20 protein-coding genes and 1 riboswitch are annotated in these 21,049 nt (G+C 61.5%); of the genes, 11 read left to right on the plus strand and 9 right to left on the minus strand.

The features are described from left to right. Positions 1-41: 41 nt before the first annotated feature. From QWU43_RS04750 to QWU43_RS04765, 4 genes are all read left to right on the plus strand, one after another. A complete protein-coding gene (locus QWU43_RS04750; RefSeq protein WP_370917266.1) occupies positions 42-593 on the plus strand; it encodes a hypothetical protein in 552 nt (183 codons plus the stop codon). A gap of 81 nt (positions 594-674) precedes the next feature. Beyond that, a complete protein-coding gene (locus tag QWU43_RS04755) occupies positions 675-998 on the plus strand; it encodes a putative quinol monooxygenase (protein ID WP_370915251.1) in 324 nt (107 codons plus the stop codon). Between the two features lie 76 nt (positions 999-1,074). Further along, entirely contained in the window at positions 1,075-1,995 is a 921-nt protein-coding gene (gene ppk2, locus QWU43_RS04760) for a polyphosphate kinase 2 (protein WP_370915250.1), read from the plus strand. 93 nt (positions 1,996-2,088) lie between these two features. Next, positions 2,089-3,156 carry an enoyl-CoA hydratase/isomerase family protein gene (locus tag QWU43_RS04765; protein ID WP_370917267.1) on the plus strand — a complete coding sequence of 356 codons (1,068 nt, stop codon included), beginning with the start codon at positions 2,089-2,091 and terminating at the stop codon, positions 3,154-3,156. Positions 3,157-3,229: 73 nt separating this feature from the next. Here QWU43_RS04765 and QWU43_RS04770 read toward each other — a convergent pair whose 3' ends face one another. Next, complete coding sequence (locus tag QWU43_RS04770) at positions 3,230-3,967, minus strand: nicotinamide riboside transporter PnuC (RefSeq protein ID WP_370915248.1); 738 nt, start codon at positions 3,965-3,967, stop codon at positions 3,230-3,232. Positions 3,968-4,090: 123 nt separating this feature from the next. Beyond that, a riboswitch (FMN riboswitch) is annotated at positions 4,091-4,246 on the minus strand. 14 nt (positions 4,247-4,260) lie between these two features. Continuing rightward, a complete protein-coding gene (locus QWU43_RS04775) occupies positions 4,261-5,529 on the minus strand; it encodes a DUF6882 domain-containing protein (RefSeq protein WP_370917268.1) in 1,269 nt (422 codons plus the stop codon). A gap of 127 nt (positions 5,530-5,656) precedes the next feature. Between QWU43_RS04775 and QWU43_RS04780 the strand changes: the two genes are divergently transcribed. Continuing rightward, positions 5,657-6,034, plus strand: coding sequence for a GntR family transcriptional regulator (locus tag QWU43_RS04780; protein WP_370917269.1), 378 nt, complete (start codon positions 5,657-5,659; stop codon positions 6,032-6,034). 7 nt (positions 6,035-6,041) lie between these two features. On the opposite strand, the gene QWU43_RS04785 is transcribed toward QWU43_RS04780, so the two are convergent. After that, positions 6,042-6,644, minus strand: coding sequence for a TetR/AcrR family transcriptional regulator (locus QWU43_RS04785; protein ID WP_370917270.1), 603 nt, complete (start codon positions 6,642-6,644; stop codon positions 6,042-6,044). 27 nt (positions 6,645-6,671) lie between these two features. Continuing rightward, entirely contained in the window at positions 6,672-8,324 is a 1,653-nt protein-coding gene (locus tag QWU43_RS04790; protein WP_370915244.1) for a peptide chain release factor 3, read from the minus strand. Between the two features lie 96 nt (positions 8,325-8,420). On the opposite strand from QWU43_RS04790, the gene QWU43_RS04795 reads away from it, so the two are divergent. Together QWU43_RS04795 and QWU43_RS04800 are read left to right on the plus strand one after the other, a co-directional pair. Then, complete coding sequence (locus QWU43_RS04795) at positions 8,421-9,242, plus strand: nitronate monooxygenase (RefSeq protein ID WP_370915243.1); 822 nt, start codon at positions 8,421-8,423, stop codon at positions 9,240-9,242. Between the two features lie 47 nt (positions 9,243-9,289). Further along, entirely contained in the window at positions 9,290-9,475 is a 186-nt protein-coding gene (locus tag QWU43_RS04800) for a hypothetical protein (RefSeq protein ID WP_370917412.1), read from the plus strand. Between the two features lie 64 nt (positions 9,476-9,539). Here QWU43_RS04800 and QWU43_RS04805 read toward each other — a convergent pair whose 3' ends face one another. Further along, a complete protein-coding gene (locus QWU43_RS04805; RefSeq protein WP_370917271.1) occupies positions 9,540-11,909 on the minus strand; it encodes an HtaA domain-containing protein in 2,370 nt (789 codons plus the stop codon). A gap of 498 nt (positions 11,910-12,407) precedes the next feature. Here QWU43_RS04805 and QWU43_RS04810 point away from each other — a divergent pair, with 498 nt between their 5' ends. The 4 genes from QWU43_RS04810 to QWU43_RS04825 all read left to right on the plus strand — a co-directional run bounded on the left by QWU43_RS04810 (position 12,408) and on the right by QWU43_RS04825 (position 16,798). Beyond that, positions 12,408-13,859, plus strand: coding sequence for a glyceraldehyde-3-phosphate dehydrogenase (locus QWU43_RS04810; protein WP_370915240.1), 1,452 nt, complete (start codon positions 12,408-12,410; stop codon positions 13,857-13,859). 117 nt (positions 13,860-13,976) lie between these two features. Then, a complete protein-coding gene (locus tag QWU43_RS04815; protein ID WP_370915373.1) occupies positions 13,977-14,153 on the plus strand; it encodes a hypothetical protein in 177 nt (58 codons plus the stop codon). A 495-nt stretch (positions 14,154-14,648) separates the two neighbouring features. Next, positions 14,649-16,316, plus strand: a complete 1,668-nt coding sequence (locus QWU43_RS04820; RefSeq protein ID WP_370917272.1) for a S8 family peptidase — start codon at positions 14,649-14,651, stop codon at positions 16,314-16,316. A 5-nt stretch (positions 16,317-16,321) separates the two neighbouring features. Beyond that, positions 16,322-16,798 (plus strand): hypothetical protein, encoded by a 477-nt coding sequence (locus QWU43_RS04825; RefSeq protein WP_370917273.1) that lies wholly within the window; start codon positions 16,322-16,324, stop codon positions 16,796-16,798. A gap of 22 nt (positions 16,799-16,820) precedes the next feature. Here QWU43_RS04825 and pth read toward each other — a convergent pair whose 3' ends face one another. The 4 genes from pth to glmU form a co-directional block, all read right to left on the minus strand. Then, a complete protein-coding gene (gene pth, locus QWU43_RS04830; RefSeq protein ID WP_370915237.1) occupies positions 16,821-17,447 on the minus strand; it encodes an aminoacyl-tRNA hydrolase in 627 nt (208 codons plus the stop codon). A 150-nt stretch (positions 17,448-17,597) separates the two neighbouring features. Continuing rightward, positions 17,598-18,248, minus strand: a complete 651-nt coding sequence (locus tag QWU43_RS04835) for a 50S ribosomal protein L25/general stress protein Ctc (RefSeq protein WP_370915236.1) — start codon at positions 18,246-18,248, stop codon at positions 17,598-17,600. A gap of 257 nt (positions 18,249-18,505) precedes the next feature. Then, positions 18,506-19,483: a ribose-phosphate diphosphokinase gene (locus QWU43_RS04840; RefSeq protein WP_200251108.1), complete on the minus strand. Its 978-nt coding sequence runs from the start codon at positions 19,481-19,483 to the stop codon at positions 18,506-18,508. A gap of 2 nt (positions 19,484-19,485) precedes the next feature. After that, the gene (gene glmU, locus QWU43_RS04845; protein ID WP_370917274.1) at positions 19,486-20,985 is read right to left on the minus strand and encodes a bifunctional UDP-N-acetylglucosamine diphosphorylase/glucosamine-1-phosphate N-acetyltransferase GlmU; all 1,500 of its coding nucleotides are present in this window, start codon (positions 20,983-20,985) and stop codon (positions 19,486-19,488) included. Positions 20,986-21,049: the final 64 nt, after the last annotated feature.

Raw genomic sequence — 21,049 nt, forward strand, 5'->3', positions numbered from 1 at the left:
AGGTTTTAGCAAATGTGGAGGCGGTGAAAGGTGGTGCCCGGGTGAGCTCCGAGGAAATCCGGGATGCCCCCCATGTCTCGGATTTGAACGGGAAAAGCTGCCCGGGGAATCTGTACTCGCTCTGCTCCCTCATGCTTCTGCTGTCACTGGCCGCGTTCGGTGTCTTCGTAGGAACCGACATGATGAACTCAGATGTGCATGAGGGGAGATCGATCGAACAGCGGGTGTCGGCAACGGACTCTGAGAAGGTATTCCCATCGTCGGAGGAAGGCCGAATCTCATACTCGACGCCTGACTGCGACGGATCGGGGGTTCTGCTTCTCGGGGACTATGCCACTGTCGAGGATGCCGGAATGGCGACAAGCCGCATGCTTGGGGCGACCTACACCTCTTCCACCACGTGCGGGTCTCTGGGGGGTGACGATGAGGTGCCCGAGTACTTTGTTGTCTATCTCCCTGTATTGGGCGGACGTGAGGACCTCTGTCAGGCGCTCGAAAGCACGCGCGCACGACTAGATCTGCCAGTTCGTGCCACCCTGCTTGATGAACGACCTCACTCCAGCGAGAGCCTTTGTCCGCAGGTTTCAGATTAATACGAGTTCGTGGGAACGGTTTCCCGGAGAACTCCGGAAACTACACTGATGTGACAATGACGCTGCGCTAGAATCGACGCCATGATTCTGATCAACGTCCGTTTCAACGTTAAGCCTGAGCACGCCGAGTCGTTCCGGGAAAAGGTTGCACCGTTCACTGAAGCGACCCGTGCTGAAGACGGTTGCCTCTTCTTCGACTGGTTCCGTTCCACCGACGACTCGAACGAGTACGTTCTCGTGGAGGGGTTTAAGGATGACGCGGCTGAGGCGCACGTGAATTCTGAGCACTTCAAACAGGCATGTGAACTGTTCCCGACCATTCTCGCGGAGACCCCGAGGATCATCAACACCCTCATTGAAGGGAAGACCGAGTGGGATCGGATGGCTGAGTTCAGCGTCGACTGATGATTGTGCCATGGGTTTGACCCGTGGGTCATCGAACCTCTGACCGTGCCTACCTGTCGAGGGTAGGCTGGTCAACATGGGTAAAAAGGAATCCAAGAAACCGCCGAAGCTGTCCAAGAAGCACTACGAATCGGAGCTGAAGAGGCTTCAGGCGGAGCTCGTCGATATGCAGCAGTGGGTGGTGGAGACCGGGGCCAGGGTCGTCGTCATCATGGAGGGACGCGACGCCGCCGGAAAGGGTTCCGCGATCAAGCGGATCACCCAGTATCTCAATCCCCGTACCTGCCGCATTGAGGCGCTCCCTGCACCGAGCTCCCGGGAGCAGGGGCAGTGGTATTTCCAGAGGTACGTCGAGCGGTTGCCCACCGCTGGTGAAATCGTGATCTTTGACCGGTCCTGGTATAACCGCGCGGGAGTGGAGCGGGTGATGGGGTTCTGCACTTCGCAGGAGTATCGCCGGTTCCTCCATCAGGCGCCCATTTTCGAGCGACTGCTCGTCGAGGACGGGATCATGTTGCGGAAGTATTGGTTCAGTGTCTCGGATGAGGAGCAGGTGAAGCGCTTCACCTCCCGCCGCGAGGACCCGCTGCGCCGCTGGAAGCTCTCGCCGATGGATCTGCAGTCGATCACTCGATGGGAGGACTACTCCCGGGCGAAAGATGAGATGTTCATCCATACCGACATCCCGTCCGCTCCCTGGTACACGGTGGAGAGCGAGGACAAGAAACGGTCTCGGATCAACGTCATCAGCCACCTGCTGTCGACGATCCCCTACGAGAAAATCGACCGTGAACTTCCCGAGATCCCGAAGCGTCCCCAGTCCACGAACGATTATGAGCGTCCGCCACGGAGCGATTTCCGCTATGTTCCCGATGTGGCCGCGGAGTTGGAACTCACGGAGAAAGGGAATGCCGGGGTTGGTTCCAGGACGTCGGGAAAGAAAACCGGACGGAAGGGCAAAACGGGGAACAAGAAGGCGGGGCGTAAGAAGGCGTAATACCCCCTTGTGTGGCTGATTCCCGGGCATTTGTTTCGCGATCTCGATCCGAAACCGTGGCGGAGTGGTGGGGTGGTGTGGGACACTTCAGGCATGAAAGAGCGTCCCACACAGAACCTCGTCAACGCTTTCGTCCGACACACCACCGGTGTGCTCGAACTGAATCGGCCGAAGGCCCTGAACTCCCTCAATCATGAGATGGTGGACATCATCTCGGACGCCCTGGAGACGTGGCGTAACGATGATTCCGTGCACCGCGTCGTCATCTGTTCTTCCTCCGACCGTGGTTTCTGTGCGGGGGGAGACGTCCGTACGTGCCGTGAGGAAGCGCTGACGGAGGACTTCGACTCGGGTGATCGGTTCTTCCGTGCCGAGTACGAGATGAACCGGCAACTCGATGAGTTCCCGAAGACCGTTGTCGCGGTCATCGACGGCGTTGCTATGGGCGGTGGTCTCGGAGTATCAGTACACGGTTCCCACCGGGTGATCACCGAGAGGGCGTTTGCCGCGATGCCGGAGATGGCCATCGGGTTCATTCCCGATGTCGGCACAACCTGGATGATGCAGCGCATGGTCGGGGAGATTGGGGAGGCGATACCGGAGCTCGCCACATTCCTCGGGATCACTGGATGGCGTCTGACACCCGCAGACATGCTCTGGTCCGGTCTCGCCACGGATCTCATCGCATCGGAGGATGTTGACCGGTTTATCGACACTGTCATCGCCGAGTCCCTCGATGATGCGCTCGAACAGTACTCACGCTCTGTCGACTCCGTGGATGCCGGGGAACTTGAGGGCCTGCTCCCCGACATCCGGGCTACCTTCGGACATGAATCCTGGGCGGACATCGACCGAGCGCTGAACTCCCACCACAATGCCGGTTTCGTGGCCCGGGTCCGGGAACTGATGGCTAAATCCAGCCCCACTTCCGTCGTTGCGGCGGCCGAACTCTACGCGGCTAACCGCACGGTACGGGACATCGCGCACGCCCTCGAGAACGAGTATGCGGTGGGGAGCGTGCTCCGGAGGAAACACGATTTCGCAGAGGGAGTCCGCGCTGTATTGGTGGATAAAGACAGGAATCCAACCTTCGACCCGTCCGACACGCGGGATGTCGATGTCGACTTCTACCGGACGATCCTGACACGTAGCCAGGAATGAGAAGACTGCCCTGACCGTGCGGAGTGTCCGCGCACCTGCGGTTTTCGGACATTCTCCATTGACCGGGTACTGGTCAGGCGGTTGCGGGACTCAGGTCCGGGGCAGCGGCGATCTCCGACTGCTTGTGCACCGTCATCCAGACGGTGAATCCCCAGATCACGAATACCCCATACACGATGTACAAGACTGCGGAGGGGTAGTAGCCGGCGGCGAGGAGCAGGGGGACACCGACGATGTCGACGCCGATCCAGATGAGCCAGAACTCGGTCCACCCTCGGGCCATCCCGTAAGTCGCGAGCACGGAACCGGTGAAGATCCAGGCATCGGCCCACGGCCCCCAGGATCCAAGCGCCGAGAAGACCATCGCGAAACCGATGGTGCCGACGACGCCGGCGACGACCATCCCGAGGCGCTCCCGCCCTGTGGCCCAGCGGGGTTGGACCGCTGCCGTGTCCTCGTGTGGCTCGGTGACGATGGACCTGGATGGGTCGGTTTCCGCAGATTCCCGTAGGCCCCGCTTCCGCGCCTGGGACCACTGGTACCAGCCGTAGACGGAGACGACGAGGAACATTACCTGGCGACCGGCTTGACCGTAGAGGTCCAGCGCCTGAGGGGTGTTGAACACCCCGCCAAGGAACACGGTGAACAGGAGCAGGTTACCGACGATGCCAATGGGCCATGCCCAGACGACGCGTTTCATCCCGCCGTACGCGCTGGCGAGACCGAAGGCGTTGCCGATGATCTCGCGCCAGAGGATGGGGACGCCGCCAATGGAGATCGTGGCGTCGAGTAGATTGGTGAAAGGATTCATGGTTCTCCCTGGTGTAAAAGAGGGGTGTGGACATGGATCCTCGGGGCTGAAAGACCGCTCCGGTGCGGTGCACGCCGGGATCACCGTGGAAACGGGTCACCGACGTCCGGGTACACCGGACGTGCAGGTTCTCTCTCATCCGGACTATGACCGTCGGCTCCGGAATCACGCCGGATCTGCTGACCCACTACCCGGAAAGATCCGTGTGGTGGCGCTCGCGGGCTGCACCGTGAAGGTGTCACCGCCGGTGGGGACTTTCACCCCGCCCTGAGAACAAACAACAGCCTAGCGGCTCAGTCGATGCCGATGCGCACCACCCGGTCATCGGTTGAGAAATGCACGTTCACTGTGCCGTCAACCGTGTTCAACACCAGTGAGGGCGGGGGACCTGTCTGAATTTCATGGCCCAGGCCACGGAACCGCGAGTAAGCCTCTACCGCTCGTTGGGCACTGATCCGATCGGGCATCCGATCATCGATGATGGTGTCAATGACAGCGGACACTGTATGGATCGTCGAAGGAGGAAGCACGAGGGAATCATCAGCGAAGATCATGATCGCCCAGGTCTCCGGGTTGAGGTTCACGGTGGTGTGGTACCACCGACCGAGTACAGGCTTCGACGCAGAGACGAGATCTAGGTCCCGGGCGAGGGGCAGTGGGACCGTGGGCGAGATGAATACGGGGATGCCTTGCCTGCGGCCGAACTCCCGGATTAGATGGCATGGGGCAGTACCCGGTGCGGAGCTGATGTAGGGGTCCGCCCACCCCCAGGTCCAGGTGTCGTTGGTGATGGTTGCCAGAACGACCCCCTTGACACTCGTCTCGGTGCCGTCCGGTGTACGTAGGGTGATGAGGCCCCGCAGGGGGTCTGCGGTGGACACCGCGCCGGGTAGAACAGCATCCAGGTACATCTGTGATTCAGAGGAGGTTAGGACTGCATCTGACCGAATCTGATCGATGTCCAAGCCACCGATGATGTCGTGCAGCCGCCCGTTGCGCACCCGCACCGAGGTACCGTCGGAGAAGGACCATATCCCACTCTCGACCCGGACATCCAGACCCCGAATCGCGGCAAATCCAGACAATGCGCGCGGGAGATCATCGAGGATTCCCGGTGTGGCGGCCGCGGTGATCAGTGCGGTGCGGGTGTCCCCGAGGGGCAGCGGTGGATCGAGGCACACGACCGCGGTTTCTCCTCCGGGCATCGGTGCGAGGAAGCCGGGCCTGCAACCGTGGATCGTGCGGGCTGCGGCGAAGAGAGAATCACCGGCAGGTTGTGTGCCAGTCAATTCCGAGATACCGAACCGGGCTGCGGCGTCGGTTGCGACGTCACTGCACCAGGTCCATTCCCCGGCATGGATCTCCGCGACGACGGCTCCCGAGGCGTCTACGTCGCTCCGGCTCTGGCGGTGGAACCGCACCTGCATTCGTTCACCGTCACGGTTGAACTCGACTCCCTCGCACCTCCCCAGGAACGCTGCGAACGCGGCATCAGCATCGGCTCGGGCGATGGCACCGTCGGTGACGATCTCCGCGAGTGACCGGGGCGTGGGATGAGACATGGTGTCCGTGCTCCTTCGACAAGGGGTGGTTCCACTCTAACGGCTTGTCCCGGAGTGCCTCGATATTCACTGGTGTATTACCCTGACCCGTGCAGTTGTTTCCGTATCAGTGGAGGACCTCACCCAGATGGATATCCGTCTCGACCCGCTCTCCAGAGTCCCGATTTTCATGCAGCTCCATGACGGTATCGTCCGGTCTATCGCCAGGGGTGAGACCGTTCCCGGGGAACACCTGGATTCTGTGAGGGCGGTCGCCGCTGCTCTGGACATCAATCCCGCGACGGTGAAGAAAGCCTATGATCTGCTCCAGGAGGAGGGAATCATCGCGACGAGTCATCGCTTCGGTAGCGTCGTTCTGTGCCCGGGCACACCTGTCCCCGGCGCGGAGAAACAGTTGGCTGAGGAACTGGCGGTTCTGATCGCCCGTGCACGCTGCCAGGGGATCGAGGGGGCAACGGTGGTCGCGCTCGTGACGGAGGAACTCAACGTCCCCAGCGTCAGATGACCTCCGGCTAGTGCACGCCGTCAACGCTGCCACGAACGACGGCGAAGGCCCGCTGAAGGAGAGTGAGCGGATCATCGACCTCGCGTCCGTGCCGTGTCTCGACCTCGTGGTAGACCAGGGCGACAAATCCGGAGTGGAGGGTCGCTTGAACCGCCACAATGTCCTCGAATTCGGTTAGGCCGAGGTAATCGGTGAGAATCCGGTCCACCGCGTCCCGGAGCACGGCAAGCTGGTGTTCACCGTGCTCCGGGGGGCCCGTTGACAACAGCGCCCGGATCAGCCTGTCGAGGGCGAAGAACGAATCGACCCCGGCCACACTGGAGGCCACTTCCTCGGTGATGAGTTGCTCTACCGCGGTGAGCGGATCACTGTCCACCGCGAGGGCCGCCAATCTGACTCCCACTTGCTCCATACTGGACTCGATGAACGAGAGAAGTGCGTGATCACGGGAATCGAAGTAGTTGTGGAACGTCCGCTGTGAGACACCCGCAGCCTCGGTGATGGCCGCGACAGTCATCCCCTCCACACCGCGCTCGTAGGCGAGTTCGGCGCTGCACCGGGCGAGTGCCGCCCGGGTGGCGGCCTTCTTCGCCTCACGGATTCCGGTCATGCTTCCAGTCTACGACCCTACGGAGGGTCAATCCGCAACGAGCGCTTCGAGCGTGAACTCGGGGTGTTCCTTCTCGATGAACTGGAGCCGCCACTTGTCTCCGAACAGGGCGATCAGTTCGCCGTCGGTGCGGGTGAAGACCTCGACGCCACGCTGTTTCGCCAGGGCGGGCACGGTTTCTGCATCGGTGCGCCGGGCTACCGTGTAGGGCACGGCGTCGGTGACAGTTTCCACGTTGTATTCGGCGAGCATCCGGGCCTGCATCACCTCGAACTGCATCGGTCCGACGGCCGCCATGACCGGCGCGGCGTCACCACGAGCATCGTTCTTGAGCACCTGCACGACCCCTTCTGAGTCGAGCTGTTCGAGTGCCTTGCGGAACTGCTTGTACTTGCCGAGCGACTTCGCCCGCAGTGTACGGAAGTGCTCGGGAGCGAACTGCGGCATTGGTGGGAACTGGACCTTTCGGCCCGCATAGATGGTGTCACCAGGGGCGAGCGATCCGGCATTGACCAGACCGACGATGTCGCCCGGGTAGGCGGCCTCGACAGTGGAACGGGTCCGGCCGAAGACGGTGAGCGCGTACTTGGTGGAGAAGCTGCGGCCGCTCTGCGCGTGGGTGACCTGCATACCACGGGAGAATTCGCCCGAGACGACCCGCATGAAGGCCAGGGAGTCGCGGTGGTTGCGGTCCATGCCTGCCTGCACCTTGAACACCACACCGGAGAACTCGTCGCCCGGTGCCCGGGACTCGTCGATCGCGGCGGATGCGGCCTCCAGCACCTTCGGATCGGTGTGCCTGGGGGCGGGGCCTGGTGCCAGCTCGCAGAGTGCGTCGAGGATCTGGTGGACGCCGAAGTTGAGCATCGCGGAGGCGAAGATCACGGGTGAAGTGGTGCAGTCGAGGAACATGTCCTGCTCATGGACCGCACCGTCTGCGGTCATCAGCTCGACCTCTTCGACGGCGGTCTCCCAGGCGGTATCTTCCTTCTCGGCGGCCTCGTCCGGGGTGAAATGCTGCTCTGGGGCGATGGTGGAACCACCAGCGGTGCGAATGAAGTGGATGTACTCCTCGATCTCTCCGTCGGTGTCCAGCCGGGCGAGTCCTCGGAAGTCGCCGGCCTCACCGACGGGCCAGAACAGGGGAGTGGGCTGAAGCCCAATCTCGGAGACGATCTCGTCCATCAGTTCCAGCGGCGACTTACCCGGCCGGTCCCATTTGTTGACCACCGTGACGATCGGCAGGCCGCGGGCCTTGCACACGCGGAACAGCTTCAACGTCTGCGGTTCGAGGCCCTTGGCGCCGTCGATGAGCATGACGGCGGCGTCGACGGCAGTAAGCACCCGATAGGTGTCCTCGGAGAAGTCGGAGTGGCCGGGTGTGTCGACGAGGTTGATCATGTACGGCTCGCCTTCGTGACCGGCGGGAGCGTATTCGAACTGCAACGCCGAGGATGCGATGGAGATGCCCCGGTCCTTCTCCATCTCCATCCAGTCCGAGACGGTGGCTTTCCGTCCAGCCTTGCCGTGGACGGCACCGGCCTCGCTGATGACGTGCGCGTGCAGTGCCAGGGCTTCTGTCAGGGTGGATTTACCGGCGTCTGGGTGGGCGATTACCGCAAAGGTGCGGCGGCGGGTTGCCTCGGTCGCCGGATCGTTGTGGGGGGTGTTCTCGCTCATGTTTCGGTGCAACTTTCAGACAAACGGCCGGACGGGGTGGAATTGTTGACTCCCGTCAGGGTACGCCATGCTCCGGCCTCCGTTATTCTCGGCGCAATGAGTATCATCCGTACTCTCCCGCTACCGGTCCTTGTCGCACCTATGGCGGGTGGCCCGTCGACCCCTGCGCTTGTCGACGCCGCGTCTGCCGTTGGGTCCCTCGGTTTTCTTGCTGGCGGTTATCTTAGTGCGGCGCAGCTTGACGGTCAGATGCGTGATGTGCGCGGTACGGTGTACGGGGTAAACCTGTTTTATCCGCAGCCAACCGCGTTACCGTCGGAACTCGATGCCGTGCGCGCTTATGTGGAACGGTTGGCGCCTTCTCTCGAAAGGTACGAGATCGCGCCGTCAGATCTCATCAAGCAGCTCGACAGCGTGGACCCGACTGATGCCTTCTCCGCCAAGTTGGACGCGATCTGTGCGGCACGGATCGGAGGGTACGGGCCGACCGTTGTCTCGTGTACGTTCGGGGTCTGGAATGACTCGGAGGTCACACGGCTCCACGATCACGGAATCGAGGTGTGGGCGACGGTCGCTGATACTTCTGCTGCGCTCCTGGCGGCGTCCGTCGGCGTTGACGCCATCGTGGTCCAAGGACCCGGTGCCGGGGGACACCGGGCGACTCAGACCGTGGGGGAGAACCCCTCCGGGATTCCGTTGGAGATTCTTTCTCTGGAGATCAGCGCTGCGGTGGATCTCCCCCTCATCGTCGCCGGGGGATTGGGGACGTCGGCCGAGATCGCCGCAGCGTTACGGTGGCCGGGGGTCTGTGCAGCGTCGTGTGGGAGTGCTTTCCTCCTGGCGGATGAGGCCGGAACCTCGCAGGCTCACCGGGACATCTCGTCAGATGTGAGGGGAGGAACCTCGACACGGCTGTGACGCGGGCCTACTCGGGACGACCTGCCCGGGGTGTGCGTACCAGATTCATGACGGAGCAGGTTGATGCCCCTGCCGTGTATCCGTACGTCAATGCAGTGATGGGCCCGGTGCGCTCCGCCGCTGCGCGACATGGAGACCACGACCTTGTGGCGGCGTGGGTGGGTACAGGCGTCTCATACATTTGTTCCGGTCCGGCGGCAGACATTCTGCGCAGGTTGGCAGGTATCGCATGAGCGTGACAGGTCGGGCCACATGGCGACCCGACCTGTTGTCAGCAACGCAGCATTGGTTGGTGTGCTAGCGGTTGAAGTGGAACAAACCGTTCGCGAGCATGTGCTGAAGAGGCGCAAAGACGCCAGTGTGGATGAGCCACCCGATACCGCCCGCGAGTGCGGCGAACAGTGCCAGGATGTGGGTGAGTTGTGTAGTGAACACGGATCCCACGGAGCTGCTTTCGGGGGTCTTTTCTGCGGCGGTGACGGTGATGGTCACAGGTGCGGTGTCGATGGAGGCGTCGGAGTACGTCGCGACGACCTGTGCAGTGACTGTACCTGCGGGTGCGTTCGCCGGGGCGGCGTAGGTGACGATTCCCGTCGAGGGGTGCACTGACATCCCTGCTACGGGCTGCTTCAGTGAGTACGTGACCTTCGTGGGCGTTTCTCCGGTGACCGCCGGAGTGAGGGTCACTTCTTCGCCGGCCTTCACCGTGGTTGCCGGGTAGGTGAGCTCGACGGTGTCAGCGGTCGGCGTTGCAGACGACTTGCCCATGCGGACCGGCTGGATGCTTTCGTCGCGCTGGCCCGCTCCATCGGGGAGCGTCAGGCGCTGGACGCCGGCGTAGTCGACGTAGTCGACCTCGCGGCGGTCGGCGATGAACAGTTCATCGCCGCTGCGCACCATCAGCTCCGGATAGTGGCTGTTCGTTCCCTTCGTCTTTCCGGCCAGTGTGGATTCCTTGATGACTTCGCCGTTGTTCGGGTCGACGAGGAAGAGTTTGTTCAGACCGGTGGCGATGATGGCGTTGCTGTCATCGTCGAAGACGACCGATGAGATGGCACTGTACGGCCCGGGTGCCTCGTAGGGGTGGTCCGCCCAATACAGCAGTGTGAACTCGCCGTCGGTGTAGTCGAGGAACGCGTAGGTGTTATTGTTCTGGCGGTCACTGTAGATCGCTATACGTGAGCCGTTGGTAGCGACTCCGTGGTAGCCGTGGGCGGCAAGGGGGTTCGCTGGTGCGAACGCCTCGATCAGTGTTGCCTTCTTATCGGCGGCTGGGGTGATGTGTACGGGGAGCGCAGGACGACGCTCCCCGCCTGTGACGGTGAGGTTGTAGTCGTTGACGTAGATGTACGTTCCGTCGGAGAGAGCACGGAGACCGTCATTGTCGCTGAAACCGTAGGGATTTCCGAAAGTTTCGTTCGACAGGTGATCCTCATCGATCAGGACATCGGGATAGAGGTCCGAGGTCGCCGGGAGTGGGGTGCTCGCCGATTCCCCGTCCGGGGTGATCTCCACGAACGTGGCGCCACGCAGATAGTTCCAGGGGGCGCCGGTCGGCGGATTCTCCAGGTAGATCAGGGCAGTCCGACTGCCGTCGAAGGAGCGTGTCAGGGCGGTCGGGACCCCGTTCGCCGTGAACAGGATCTTTTCTCCATCAAAACCCTCGCGGGTCACGTGTGCGGACTTCACGGTGAAGTCGCCCTCGGAGGTCGGAGGTTCGATCCATGTCAGGGTGTCAGTCGTGGGATCGAATGAGGATTCGGCGCTGTTGAGCATGTTCAGCCGGGGTAGCGCGACAGCCCCCTGGAGCGAACGCGGTACGACCGCCACAGTGCTTCCCTCGTAAGGGCGATTGATGTAGAGAAGATCGCCGTTCGACATCTCGTGCAGCCGGACGGCCCCTCCCATCTGCATACGAGGCTCTGTGTCGATGATCCGTGCGTCGGCGAGCTGGTACCAGCCGTCCGCATCGGAATCACCGGAAGAACCTGACAATCCGGATTCGCCGGGGTAACTGAACGTCAATGAGTTCAGGTAGGGGTTGTTGTCGTAGAAGTTGGAGAAAACGTCGTGTCCCGACTTAGTGAGCTCGGCGCCGATGTTCTTCCAGGTGGTCACGCCGTTGGCAGTGTTGTAGCGGCCGGATGAGACGTCCAACTTCCCGAAGGGGACCTCCTTCTCTTCAGACCATGAGCCGTCACTGTAGCGGACGTAGTTGACCAGAGCGTACAGCGTTCCCTTGCCGGTATTTGGGTCGATGACGACTCGGGGATCGGCGATGGTGACATCCAGTTGGCATTCTCCGCGCACGGGAGTGTCGCCACTGCAGTGGAGCATGTAGTTGACGGTTCCGCCGTACTGAATGCTGACGGCTCCCTCTGGGGTGGTTGTGGTGGAACGGTAGGGCCACAGGAAGGTCTCACCGTCCTGCCGTGCACCGTCGATGATGTTGGTGGCACCGCTGACATAGTTGTCGAAGGAATCCCGGATGGCCCAGGACAGGGCGAAGGTGTCTGCTGTCGAGGTCGAGTCGACGTCGTCCCGGGCGGTGATACCGAGTGTCGAATCCACGCCGGCGTACGCCGCCGTGGACAGAGGGATCATGAGCGATATGGAGACAGTCGCAGCCAGGCTCAGGCGCGTGAAGCGACGTAGTGAATTACTCACCAGGGAACACATCCTTGAAAACGTGAGGGGGTGGTCATCGGGGGTCTAGCCGGAGGTGATGCCCACTCTGTATGGAAGGGAAGTCTAACCTTGGTTATCTTTCCTTAATTTGCTCCCGGGGTGCATGTACGGACGGCCGGGGGGATGTTGTGGGTGTCCTTTTTCATGAATTCCAGGCCTGTGAACTCGGATTATTGCTAGACGATTGCCTTGGTCACAGTGTGTTCTCCTCGTCTGGCGCTTCGGAGTCATTCATGGGGTGTGGTGGGGGTGGGGGTATTCAGGGGTGGGTGAGGGGCTTTTGTGTGAGGTTGCCATGTTCCCGGGGATGGTTGGCTGGTGACTATTTTCTCGGGGGCATTAGGGTAGGAGGTAGATCCACAACTTTGGTCTGCACGGTGTTGTTATCTTGCTTGGCCGAAGGTTTTTCACCCCCTGAACAATCAACTTTCCGGTTATCCGGTTCAGGTCCGACCCGAAAGAGGACACTTCATTTCCATGACGGATTCGATTGCTACGCACCGTAATTTCCATGAGCGTCTCGCACTGGCGGAAGAGATGGTTCCGCTCCTCGGGAAATTGCACCGGGAGCGCAATGTGGTTACTTCGATCTACGGGCGGCTCTTGGAGAACGTCACCGCCATCGACATCGTGAAGTCGCACCGCTTCGCACGCCGGATCACGGAGCGGGAGATGTCGCTCTCCGCGACCCTGCCCATCGTGCGGGAGCTCGTTGAGATGGACCTTGGAACAGCGTCCATCGACATCGGACGTCTGGCCACCCGCTTTCGGGAGGAAAGGTCCGACGATCTCAGGGGATTCCTCGAGAAGGAGCTCGCTGAGGTCATCGGCACCGCAGAAGCGACCCCCGAGACCGATGTCGTACTCTACGGGTTCGGCCGCATCGGACGTCTCCTGGCTCGCATTCTCATCGCCCGTGAGGGCCGTGGTCTCGGTGTACGACTCCGTGCAGTGGTCGTCCGGAGGAACGGTGACATCGACCTTGAAAAGCGGGCCTCTCTGCTTCGGCGTGACTCCGTTCACGGTCAGTTCGATGGCACCATCAGCATTGACCGGGAAAAGAACGTCATCTGGGCGAATGGTACGCCGATCCAGGTGATTTACTCCTCAGATCCTGCGAGCATCGACTACACCGAGTACGGCATTGACGATGCTGTCGTCGTGGACAATACCGGGCGTTGGCGGGACCGTGCGGGGCTGGAACAGCACCTGAAGTCGAAGGGGGTGTCCCGTGTTCTGTTGACCGCCCCGGGGAAGGGGGAGCTGAAAAATATCGTCTACGGGATCAATCACTTCGACATCGAGGATTCTGACCGGATTCTGTCTGCGGCGAGCTGCACCACCAACGCGATCACGCCTGTGCTCAAAGTCATCAACGATCGCTACGGAGTGCGTTTCGGCCACGTGGAGACGGTCCACTCGTTCACCAACGACCAGAACCTCATCGACAACTTTCACAAGGGTGAACGACGTGGCCGGGCCGCGACGCTGAATATGGTGCTCACGGAAACCGGGGCCGCGAAAGCGGTGGCTAAGGCATTGCCGGAACTCGGGGGAAAGCTCACCGGCAATGCGATCCGCGTCCCCACCCCGGATGTGTCTATGGCGGTACTCAACCTGACCCTGGACAAGGAAACGACCGTCGATGAGGTGAACGCCTATCTCCGTGATGTCTCCCTGAAATCGGTGCTTCGCCAGCAGATCGGGTACATCAAGTCCCCGGAAGTCGTCTCCACGGACTTTGTCGGAACGACCCAGGCGGGCATCGTTGATGGTCTGGCTACCATCGCGCAGGAAAATCACCTGGTTCTCTATGTCTGGTACGACAACGAATTTGGATACTCCAGTCAGGTCATCCGGATCGTGGAGGAGATTGCCCAAGCCCGCCCGATCGTTCTGCCACGCCGTCGGGAGATCGACGAACTCTAGGCTGTCGTTGGTCGTGGCCTGCCTTGGGGTAGGTCATGACTTTTTATGGGGGTGATCTTCTGTCGGAAGCCGGTGCTTGAGGTGTCAGAGGGCTCCGGTGGTTATACGCTCGGAAATGTGGACATGGCGAAGATGCGGCGGAAGGCCGCCAAGGGCGGAAAGAAGAAATGTTGCCGCTCCCGGCGGCGGTGCAAGCTGTGTCCTGTCGTGCTCAAACGCCTGGAGAAGACGTGTGCCTTCGACCTGGATGATTTGGCGTTGGAGAAAGCCTGGGCCAAGGCTCGGGTCCGCTGATTGGACTTCCCGGTGGTTGTTGGCAGGCTTGGCGTGCCATGATGCGGTGTTTTGTGTCGTGGGGTGGGGAAGTGGTGCTGAACGGGGGTTGCGCTGTTTCATCAGCGATTGCTCTCCGGAATCTCAGCGGTGATTTTTCGGGGATCGGATGCGATCGTCGGGGGTGGTGTCGGTGTCTTTGAGGGGTGGCTGTCACAGTGGGAATCCTGAGAACGGGTGTCCGGTGTTCGGTTCTTTTTTGTTGAAGCATCACCATCGGTGCAGGTGTAGTCACCGTCCGCGCGTAAATAAAATTAGGAAACTTTAAGATAGTATCTGTGTGGCGCGGAGACCTGGGGGTTACTTTCGGGTGCAGCAGTGGGGGTGGTCAAAAAGATGTGGGGATCTATGGTTTAGCCCCTTTTGGGGTGGGGGTGCTCCGAGTACGTTTGGTATTCCCAGTACACCTTCGTGGCGTGGGACTCCTCGCCACGAACTGACAGAAAGGTCCACCGTATGAGTGTTCTTCAGATCCCCGGAAGCGTGGAACGCCGCGCTTCCGGCAGCTCACCCCTCAGGCGGGTATCGCGTACAGCACTGGCAACTACTGCAGTGGTCGCCTCAGCCTGCCTCGTCACCGTGGCTCCTGCGGGAGCGGAAGACGCAGGTCTGGATACGTCCATCAACAGTGTGCGATCAGGGTCTCGATTGGCCCCGCACATCGAAGCGGAACCCGATGCAGAAGGTTTCGACCGCTTCATCGTCGGATTCCACGACGGAGAACGCACTGACATCGACGAGGTGATCGCCGACACCGCCCGGGTGGGCGCATTCGGACATACACAGGCAGTAGTCGACACGGGGGCATCTGAAGTCGCAGAGACCGCCACCGGCGCCGTCGTGGTCTCCACCGAGCGAAAGCTCACTGAAGCGGAGGCCGAAGACTTCATGGAGACGATTCGCTCCAGTGACAAGGTCGAATATGTCGAACCTGACGCACGGATGACAATCTTCTCCACCCCGAACGACAGATACTATGACCGCCAGTGGCCGATCCACGGCACCAATGGTGCCCGCATTGACGGTGCCTGGAAGAACGCTCCCGATGCGGAAGACATTGTCGTCGCGGTCGTGGACTCGGGCATTCTTCCGCACCCTGATCTGGACGATCAGGTCATCGACGGATACGACTTCATTTCCTCTCCATCCGTATCCCGAGACGGAGACGGACGCGACGCAGACCCCTACGACAACGGGGACTGGTTCAACCGGGGCGAATGCGGCAATCCCCAGGGAGCGGACTCATCATGGCACGGCACCCACGTCGCCGGAACGATCGGAGCCGCGACCAACAACGGTATCGGTATCGCGGGGACAGCCCCCGGGGTACAGTTGCTCCCAGTCCGTGCCCTAGGCAAATGCGGTGGTGTCACCTCAGATATCGCTGATGCCATCATTTGGGCGTCTGGAGGAGAGGTCAAGGGGGTTCCGGCCAACACCAACCCCGCTGACGTCATCAATCTCTCCCTCGGTGGAGCGGGCCGCTGCTCACGTACGTACCAGCGTGCGATCAACACCGCAGTCGATAACGGTGCCACCGTCGTTGTCGCTGCCGGAAACGATGCGATCAACGCCAGCCGGGTGCAGCCTGCGAACTGCGACAACGTCATCACCGTTGCCGCGTCGGGTGATCAGGGGGCGCTGGCGGTCTACTCCAACTACGGTGAGACCATCGACATCACCGCACCGGGTGGAGACATGTCCAACGGTGCCGGTGTGCTATCCACCCTGAACAACGGAAAACGGTCCCCGGGGCGTCCCAACTACGCGTTCTACGAGGGGACCTCGATGGCCACTCCGCTGGTTTCAGGTGTCGCCGCGCTACTGCGTAAATCCGAGCCCGAGCTCACCCCCGCTGAGATCAAGGAGCGTATCAAGGACACTGCCCGTCCCATGCCGCGCTCCTGCCCCCTCGGCTGTGGAGCCGGGCTAATTGATGCTGAGGCCGTCATCGGTGAGGTTGAGGAACCGGTTGAACCGGTTGAACCCGAGGAAGTGGAAGCCACCGCCCCGGAACCCGCCCCGACTCCGGACCGGGACAACCGCCGTCCAATGACGTATGAAGAATGGTTACGGATGATCCTCTGGCTCGACCGTTACGGGCTAGGTAACTTCTGGAGGTAACAACCATGTTCCCGTGCCCCGCCACAGCCCATCGTCTCGGCACTGTCGCAGCGGCGATAATTGTGTTGACGCTCAGCGCCGGCTGCAGTTCAGGTCAGTCCCCGGAAATTGCGATCCCGACGACAGGCAAGCAGGCGGAGATGTCCCCGACCGATGCACCGACCCAGAATGATCCAGCTCCCGCCAGCGCTGACGGCGTGATCGTCTACTTCTCCCCGGAGTCCGCCGACACCCTTGATCAGGACGCCCGCAGAGCTCTCATCGCTGCGGCGGCGAGGAGAGCAGGAATCGGTGAAACTGAGATCACCCAGTCCGGAGTCGGAGAGCTGGTGATGGTGGTCCGGTCCACTGAACCACTGTCACGGGATGCGATGGACACCCTTATCCTGGAGCTGACCACGCTGCCGGAGGTCGAGGACGTTGAAGTTGATTCTCGTGCGACGATCCAAGGGAATGGTGGCGGGAGTCGGGAGCCTCAGTAATCCACTCGGCCCCGCGTGGGAATCAGCGTGAGTGGATCTCGTTTTGTGCGATCCCCAGGCCACGGATTGCGATGAGTTCCACCGCGTCGGCTGCGTCCGCGCACTGGATCGCAAGAGCCGCACACTCGGACTGTGGAATCGGCCGCAGAACATAGTCTGCTGGATCCATGCGCCCCGGGGGACGCCCGATGCCCATACGGACCCGGACATAGTCCCTGGTCCCCAATGACTTACTGGTGGACTTCAGACCATTGTGACCGTTCTCCCCACCGCCGAGTTTGAGCCGGACGACGCCGGGATCGAGGTCCAGTTCATCGTGGATGATGACGATATTGGCCGGGCACACCCCGAAGTATGAGGCGAGAGCCTTGACAGGACCTCCCGACAGATTCATGAAGCTGCGCGGTTTCGCCAGGATCACCGATCGCTCCCCGATGCGAATCTGAGCGATCTCGGCGTTCGAGCGCTTGTGCACGCTGAAGTTTGCGGGAGAGGGCGTCACCCGCTCTGCAAGCTCATCAACAACCATAAATCCGATATTGTGCCGGGTGGCCGCGTACTTTGGCCCGGGGTTTCCCAACCCGACAACAAGCAGTGGCCCGGTGGGGGAGGGCGCGGTGTTCTGTGAAGCGGCGTCAGGTGAATTCACGCCGAATATTGTCGCACACTGCCCTGGCACTGACCGAACGGAGAATCCCATAATCGAAGACACCCGTTCCGGATCCCGCACCACATGAGCGGGCCGGGTCCGGAACGGGTGTCTTCCTTGGGCGGGGGATACCACCCACAGCGCGAGGAATTACTCGCTGTCGTTAGTCGGGCCCTCTTCGGTGGCTTCGACGGACTCGCCTTCAGCATCGCCTTCGCCTTCTTCACCGGGCTCCGGCAGTTCCTCTTCCTCGGGTTCAACGATGTTGATGATGAGCATCTCGGGATCGGAGACCAAGGTGATGCCCTCGTCCAGCTTGACGTCGGCGGCAGTGATCTGAGTACCGATCTCCAGCCCCTCGATGTCGATCTCGAACTCTTCCGGAATGGAGAGCACAGGAGCCTCGACAGCGAGGACATCGGCGTCCTGGATAACCATGGCTCCTGGAGCGGGCTCACCGGTGTGGACAACCGGAACTTCGACCTCGATCTTCTCTCCGCGGGAAATTGCGAGGAGATCGACGTGGTCGATGTTGAAGGTCAGGACATTCTGGTCGAGGTGCTTGACGATAGCGAGCTGCTTTTCGCCCTCGATGTCGACATCGACGACGGCGTTGACGCCGTGGTTACGGATGATCGCGGTGAAGTCAAGGCGGTCGACGGTGACGTGCAGGGGCTCATCGAGGGTCTTGCTGTAGATCACGACGGGGATCAGACCGTCGCGGCGGGCGCGACGCGCTGCACCCTTGCCGAACTCGGTACGGGGTGCAGCTTCGAGCGGGGTAGCCTTGTTGATGGCCATGATGTTCTCCTGGTGCGTTGGTTGGACAGTGAGGTCTGGTCCCGGGTAGACACAACAAAAGCCTGCGGGACCCGGGTTCTCGTCGAGTCATCGCAGGCTGTCCGTCCTCCGCATGCGGAGGGGGCGCTTCATGCGTCACATCGCGTCGATAACGGCCGATCCTGGGGATCAGCCCTCGCCGAGACGTTCATGACAGTACCACGCCCCAGGAACCGGGCACAATGTGCCGCGGCGCGGGGCTGTTCGCGTTCGCGGTATCAGGCCTGGCCCTCGAAGAGGGTGGTCACTGATCCGTTCTCGAAGATCTCGTGGATCGTCTTCGCCAGCAGTGGGGCGATGGATAGAACCGTGAGGTTGTCCCAGCCATCCGTGTTCTGGGGAAGTGTGTCAGTCGCAATGACTTCGCGGGCACCACAGCGGGACAGTCGTTCGCGGGCGGGACCGGAGAACACACCGTGCGTGGTGGCGATGATGACGTCGCCGGCACCGGCCTCACGCAGAACCCCGACGGCACCGGATATGGTGCCGCCGGTGTCGATCATGTCGTCCAGCAGCACACAAGTGCGGCCAGCGACGTCGCCGACGACGCGATTCGCGGTCACCTGGTTGGCCACGTCGACGCTCCGAGTCTTGTGCACGAACGCCATCGGTGCGCCGCCCAGTGTGTTCGCCCATTTCTCGGCGACCTTCACTCGGCCGGCATCGGGGGACACGACACAGATGTTCTCCAGGCTGTAGTTCTTCTTGATGTGCTCGGTGAGGATTGGCATGGCGTGCATGTGGTCGACGGGGCCATCGAAGAAACCCTGGATCTGGTCCGTGTGCAGGTCCACGGAAACGATGCGGTCCGCCCCGGCGGTTTTGAGCATGTCCGCTACGAGCCGGGCGGAGATTGGCTCGCGACCGCGGTGCTTCTTGTCCTGGCGGGCGTAGGGGTAGAACGGCAGGATCGCGGTGATGCGCTTCGCGGAGCCACGCTTGAGCGCGTCGATCATGATGAGTTGTTCCATCAGCCACTTGTTCAGCGGTTGGGTGTGTGACTGCAAAACGAAGGCGTCACAGCCTCGGACAGACTCTTCGAAGCGAACGAAAATTTCTCCGTTGGCGAAGTCGCGCGCTGTGGTTGGGGTGAGCTTGACTCCCAGCTCCCGGGCCACCGCCTCACCGAGCGCCGGGTTGCCCCGGCCGCTGAACAGCATGAGGTTCTTCTGGTTGTCGATCCACTGGGCAGACATGTCTATTCTGCTTCGCCTTCCTGATTGTTGACCCTGGGCTGCGCTGCTGCGCGTGCGGCGGCGTCCGCGGCCGGAGTACCGGGCCGACGGCGCTGCACCCAACCTTCGATGTTGCGTTGCCGCCCGCCGGAGACGGCCAATGCCCCGGGTGGGACGTCATCCTTGATTACTGTACCTGCCCCGGAGTATGCCCCGTCACCGACGGTCACGGGGGCTATGAACATCGTGTCACTGCCGGTGCGGACGTGACTGCCGATGGTGGTGTGGTATTTGTTCACGCCGTCGTAGTTGACGAAGACGCTGGAGGCACCGATGTTCGATTCCTCGCCTATCGTCGCGTCCCCCACATAGGTGAGGTGCGGAACTTTGGAACCACGCCCGATGGTTGCCTTCTTGGTTTCGACGAAACCTCCGAGCTTGCCCTCTTCACCGAGGTGTGTCCCGGGGCGAATGTAGGTGAACGGGCCGACGGCGGCGCGTGGCCCGATGATGGAATCCGATCCGTGGGTGCGGATGACGGACGCCCCCTCGCCCACGATCATGTCGGTGAGAGTCGTGTCCGGTCCTATGGTGCAGTTATCCCCGATGACCGTCTTACCGCGTAGCTGTGTGCCCGGTTCGATGGTGACGTCGCGGCCGATCTGAACATCTACGTCAATGAAAGTAGAGGCTGGATCGACGATGGTCGCGCCGTCGCGCATCGCCTCCTCACAAAGGCGACGGTTGAATTCGGCACTGATGGCTGCGAGCTGCACCCGGTCATTGACACCGGCGATGATCGACGGATCATCGAGACGGTGTCCCCGAACGGATCGGTCATTGTCCCGCGCGATACCGATGACATCGGTGAGATAGAATTCCCCCTGCGCATTGTCGGTGTCTAACTGGGTCACAGCGGTGCGCAGCAGCTCCGCGTCGAATGCGTAGACGCCGGAGTTGATCTCGGTGATCTCAAGCTCGTCTTCGGTGGCGTCCTTCTGCTCGACGATCCGGGTGACCTCACCATCCGGGGTACGCACGATTCTGCCGTACCCCGTCGGATCGTCGACGGTGGCGGTGAGGACGGTGACTGCGGCCCTAGGTTTGGTGTTGTGCTCATCGACGAGTGCGCGCAGGGTCACTGAATTGATCATCGGCACATCGGATGTGGTGACGACGACGGTGCCGGTGAAACTGGAGGAGAGCTCTTCGAGCCCGCAGGCGACGGCGTGTCCCGTGCCGTTCTGTTCTTCCTGGTGCGCGATGCCGACGGATGTGGTGCCGAATCTTGCTTGGAGTGCGGGCACCTCCTCCGACACCGCTGGAATCACTTTGTCCCGTTGATGTCCGACGACCGTGATGATGTCGGCCGGTCGCAGGCCCGCCGCCGCATGTAGGGCGTGGGCGAGCATGGTGCGTCCAGCGACTCGGTGAAGCATCTTCGGCGTTGCGGACTTCATCCTGGTGCCGGCTCCGGCGGCGAGGATGATGACTGCGACACCATCATTGGGGGTCTCGGTCATTTGTCTCCGATCATGAGGAGGAAGCTGTCTCTCCACCCCACGCTACCGGACCAGCGGGGGCTCA

It is taken from the genome of Corynebacterium sp. CCM 9204, from assembly GCF_041357695.1.
In the GTDB taxonomy this organism is placed as follows: domain Bacteria; phylum Actinomycetota; class Actinomycetes; order Mycobacteriales; family Mycobacteriaceae; genus Corynebacterium.

Excerpts from the sequence above, each read along its gene's own strand:
- QWU43_RS04755 (WP_370915251.1), top strand. The coding sequence starts at position 675 with ATGATTCTGATCAACGTCCGTTTCAACGTTAAGCCTGAGCACGCCGAG.
- ppk2 (WP_370915250.1), top strand. The coding sequence starts at position 1,075 with ATGGGTAAAAAGGAATCCAAGAAACCGCCGAAGCTGTCCAAGAAGCAC.
- QWU43_RS04765 (WP_370917267.1), top strand. The coding sequence starts at position 2,089 with ATGAAAGAGCGTCCCACACAGAACCTCGTCAACGCTTTCGTCCGACAC.
- QWU43_RS04770 (WP_370915248.1), bottom strand. The coding sequence starts at position 3,967 with ATGAATCCTTTCACCAATCTACTCGACGCCACGATCTCCATTGGCGGC.
- QWU43_RS04775 (WP_370917268.1), bottom strand. The coding sequence starts at position 5,529 with ATGTCTCATCCCACGCCCCGGTCACTCGCGGAGATCGTCACCGACGGT.
- QWU43_RS04780 (WP_370917269.1), top strand. The coding sequence starts at position 5,657 with ATGGATATCCGTCTCGACCCGCTCTCCAGAGTCCCGATTTTCATGCAG.
- QWU43_RS04785 (WP_370917270.1), bottom strand. The coding sequence starts at position 6,644 with ATGACCGGAATCCGTGAGGCGAAGAAGGCCGCCACCCGGGCGGCACTC.
- QWU43_RS04790 (WP_370915244.1), bottom strand. The coding sequence starts at position 8,324 with ATGAGCGAGAACACCCCCCACAACGATCCGGCGACCGAGGCAACCCGC.
- QWU43_RS04795 (WP_370915243.1), top strand. The coding sequence starts at position 8,421 with ATGAGTATCATCCGTACTCTCCCGCTACCGGTCCTTGTCGCACCTATG.
- QWU43_RS04800 (WP_370917412.1), top strand. The coding sequence starts at position 9,290 with ATGACGGAGCAGGTTGATGCCCCTGCCGTGTATCCGTACGTCAATGCA.
- QWU43_RS04810 (WP_370915240.1), top strand. The coding sequence starts at position 12,408 with ATGACGGATTCGATTGCTACGCACCGTAATTTCCATGAGCGTCTCGCA.
- QWU43_RS04820 (WP_370917272.1), top strand. The coding sequence starts at position 14,649 with ATGAGTGTTCTTCAGATCCCCGGAAGCGTGGAACGCCGCGCTTCCGGC.
- QWU43_RS04825 (WP_370917273.1), top strand. The coding sequence starts at position 16,322 with ATGTTCCCGTGCCCCGCCACAGCCCATCGTCTCGGCACTGTCGCAGCG.
- QWU43_RS04835 (WP_370915236.1), bottom strand. The coding sequence starts at position 18,248 with ATGGCCATCAACAAGGCTACCCCGCTCGAAGCTGCACCCCGTACCGAG.
- QWU43_RS04840 (WP_200251108.1), bottom strand. The coding sequence starts at position 19,483 with ATGTCTGCCCAGTGGATCGACAACCAGAAGAACCTCATGCTGTTCAGC.
- glmU (WP_370917274.1), bottom strand. The coding sequence starts at position 20,985 with ATGACCGAGACCCCCAATGATGGTGTCGCAGTCATCATCCTCGCCGCC.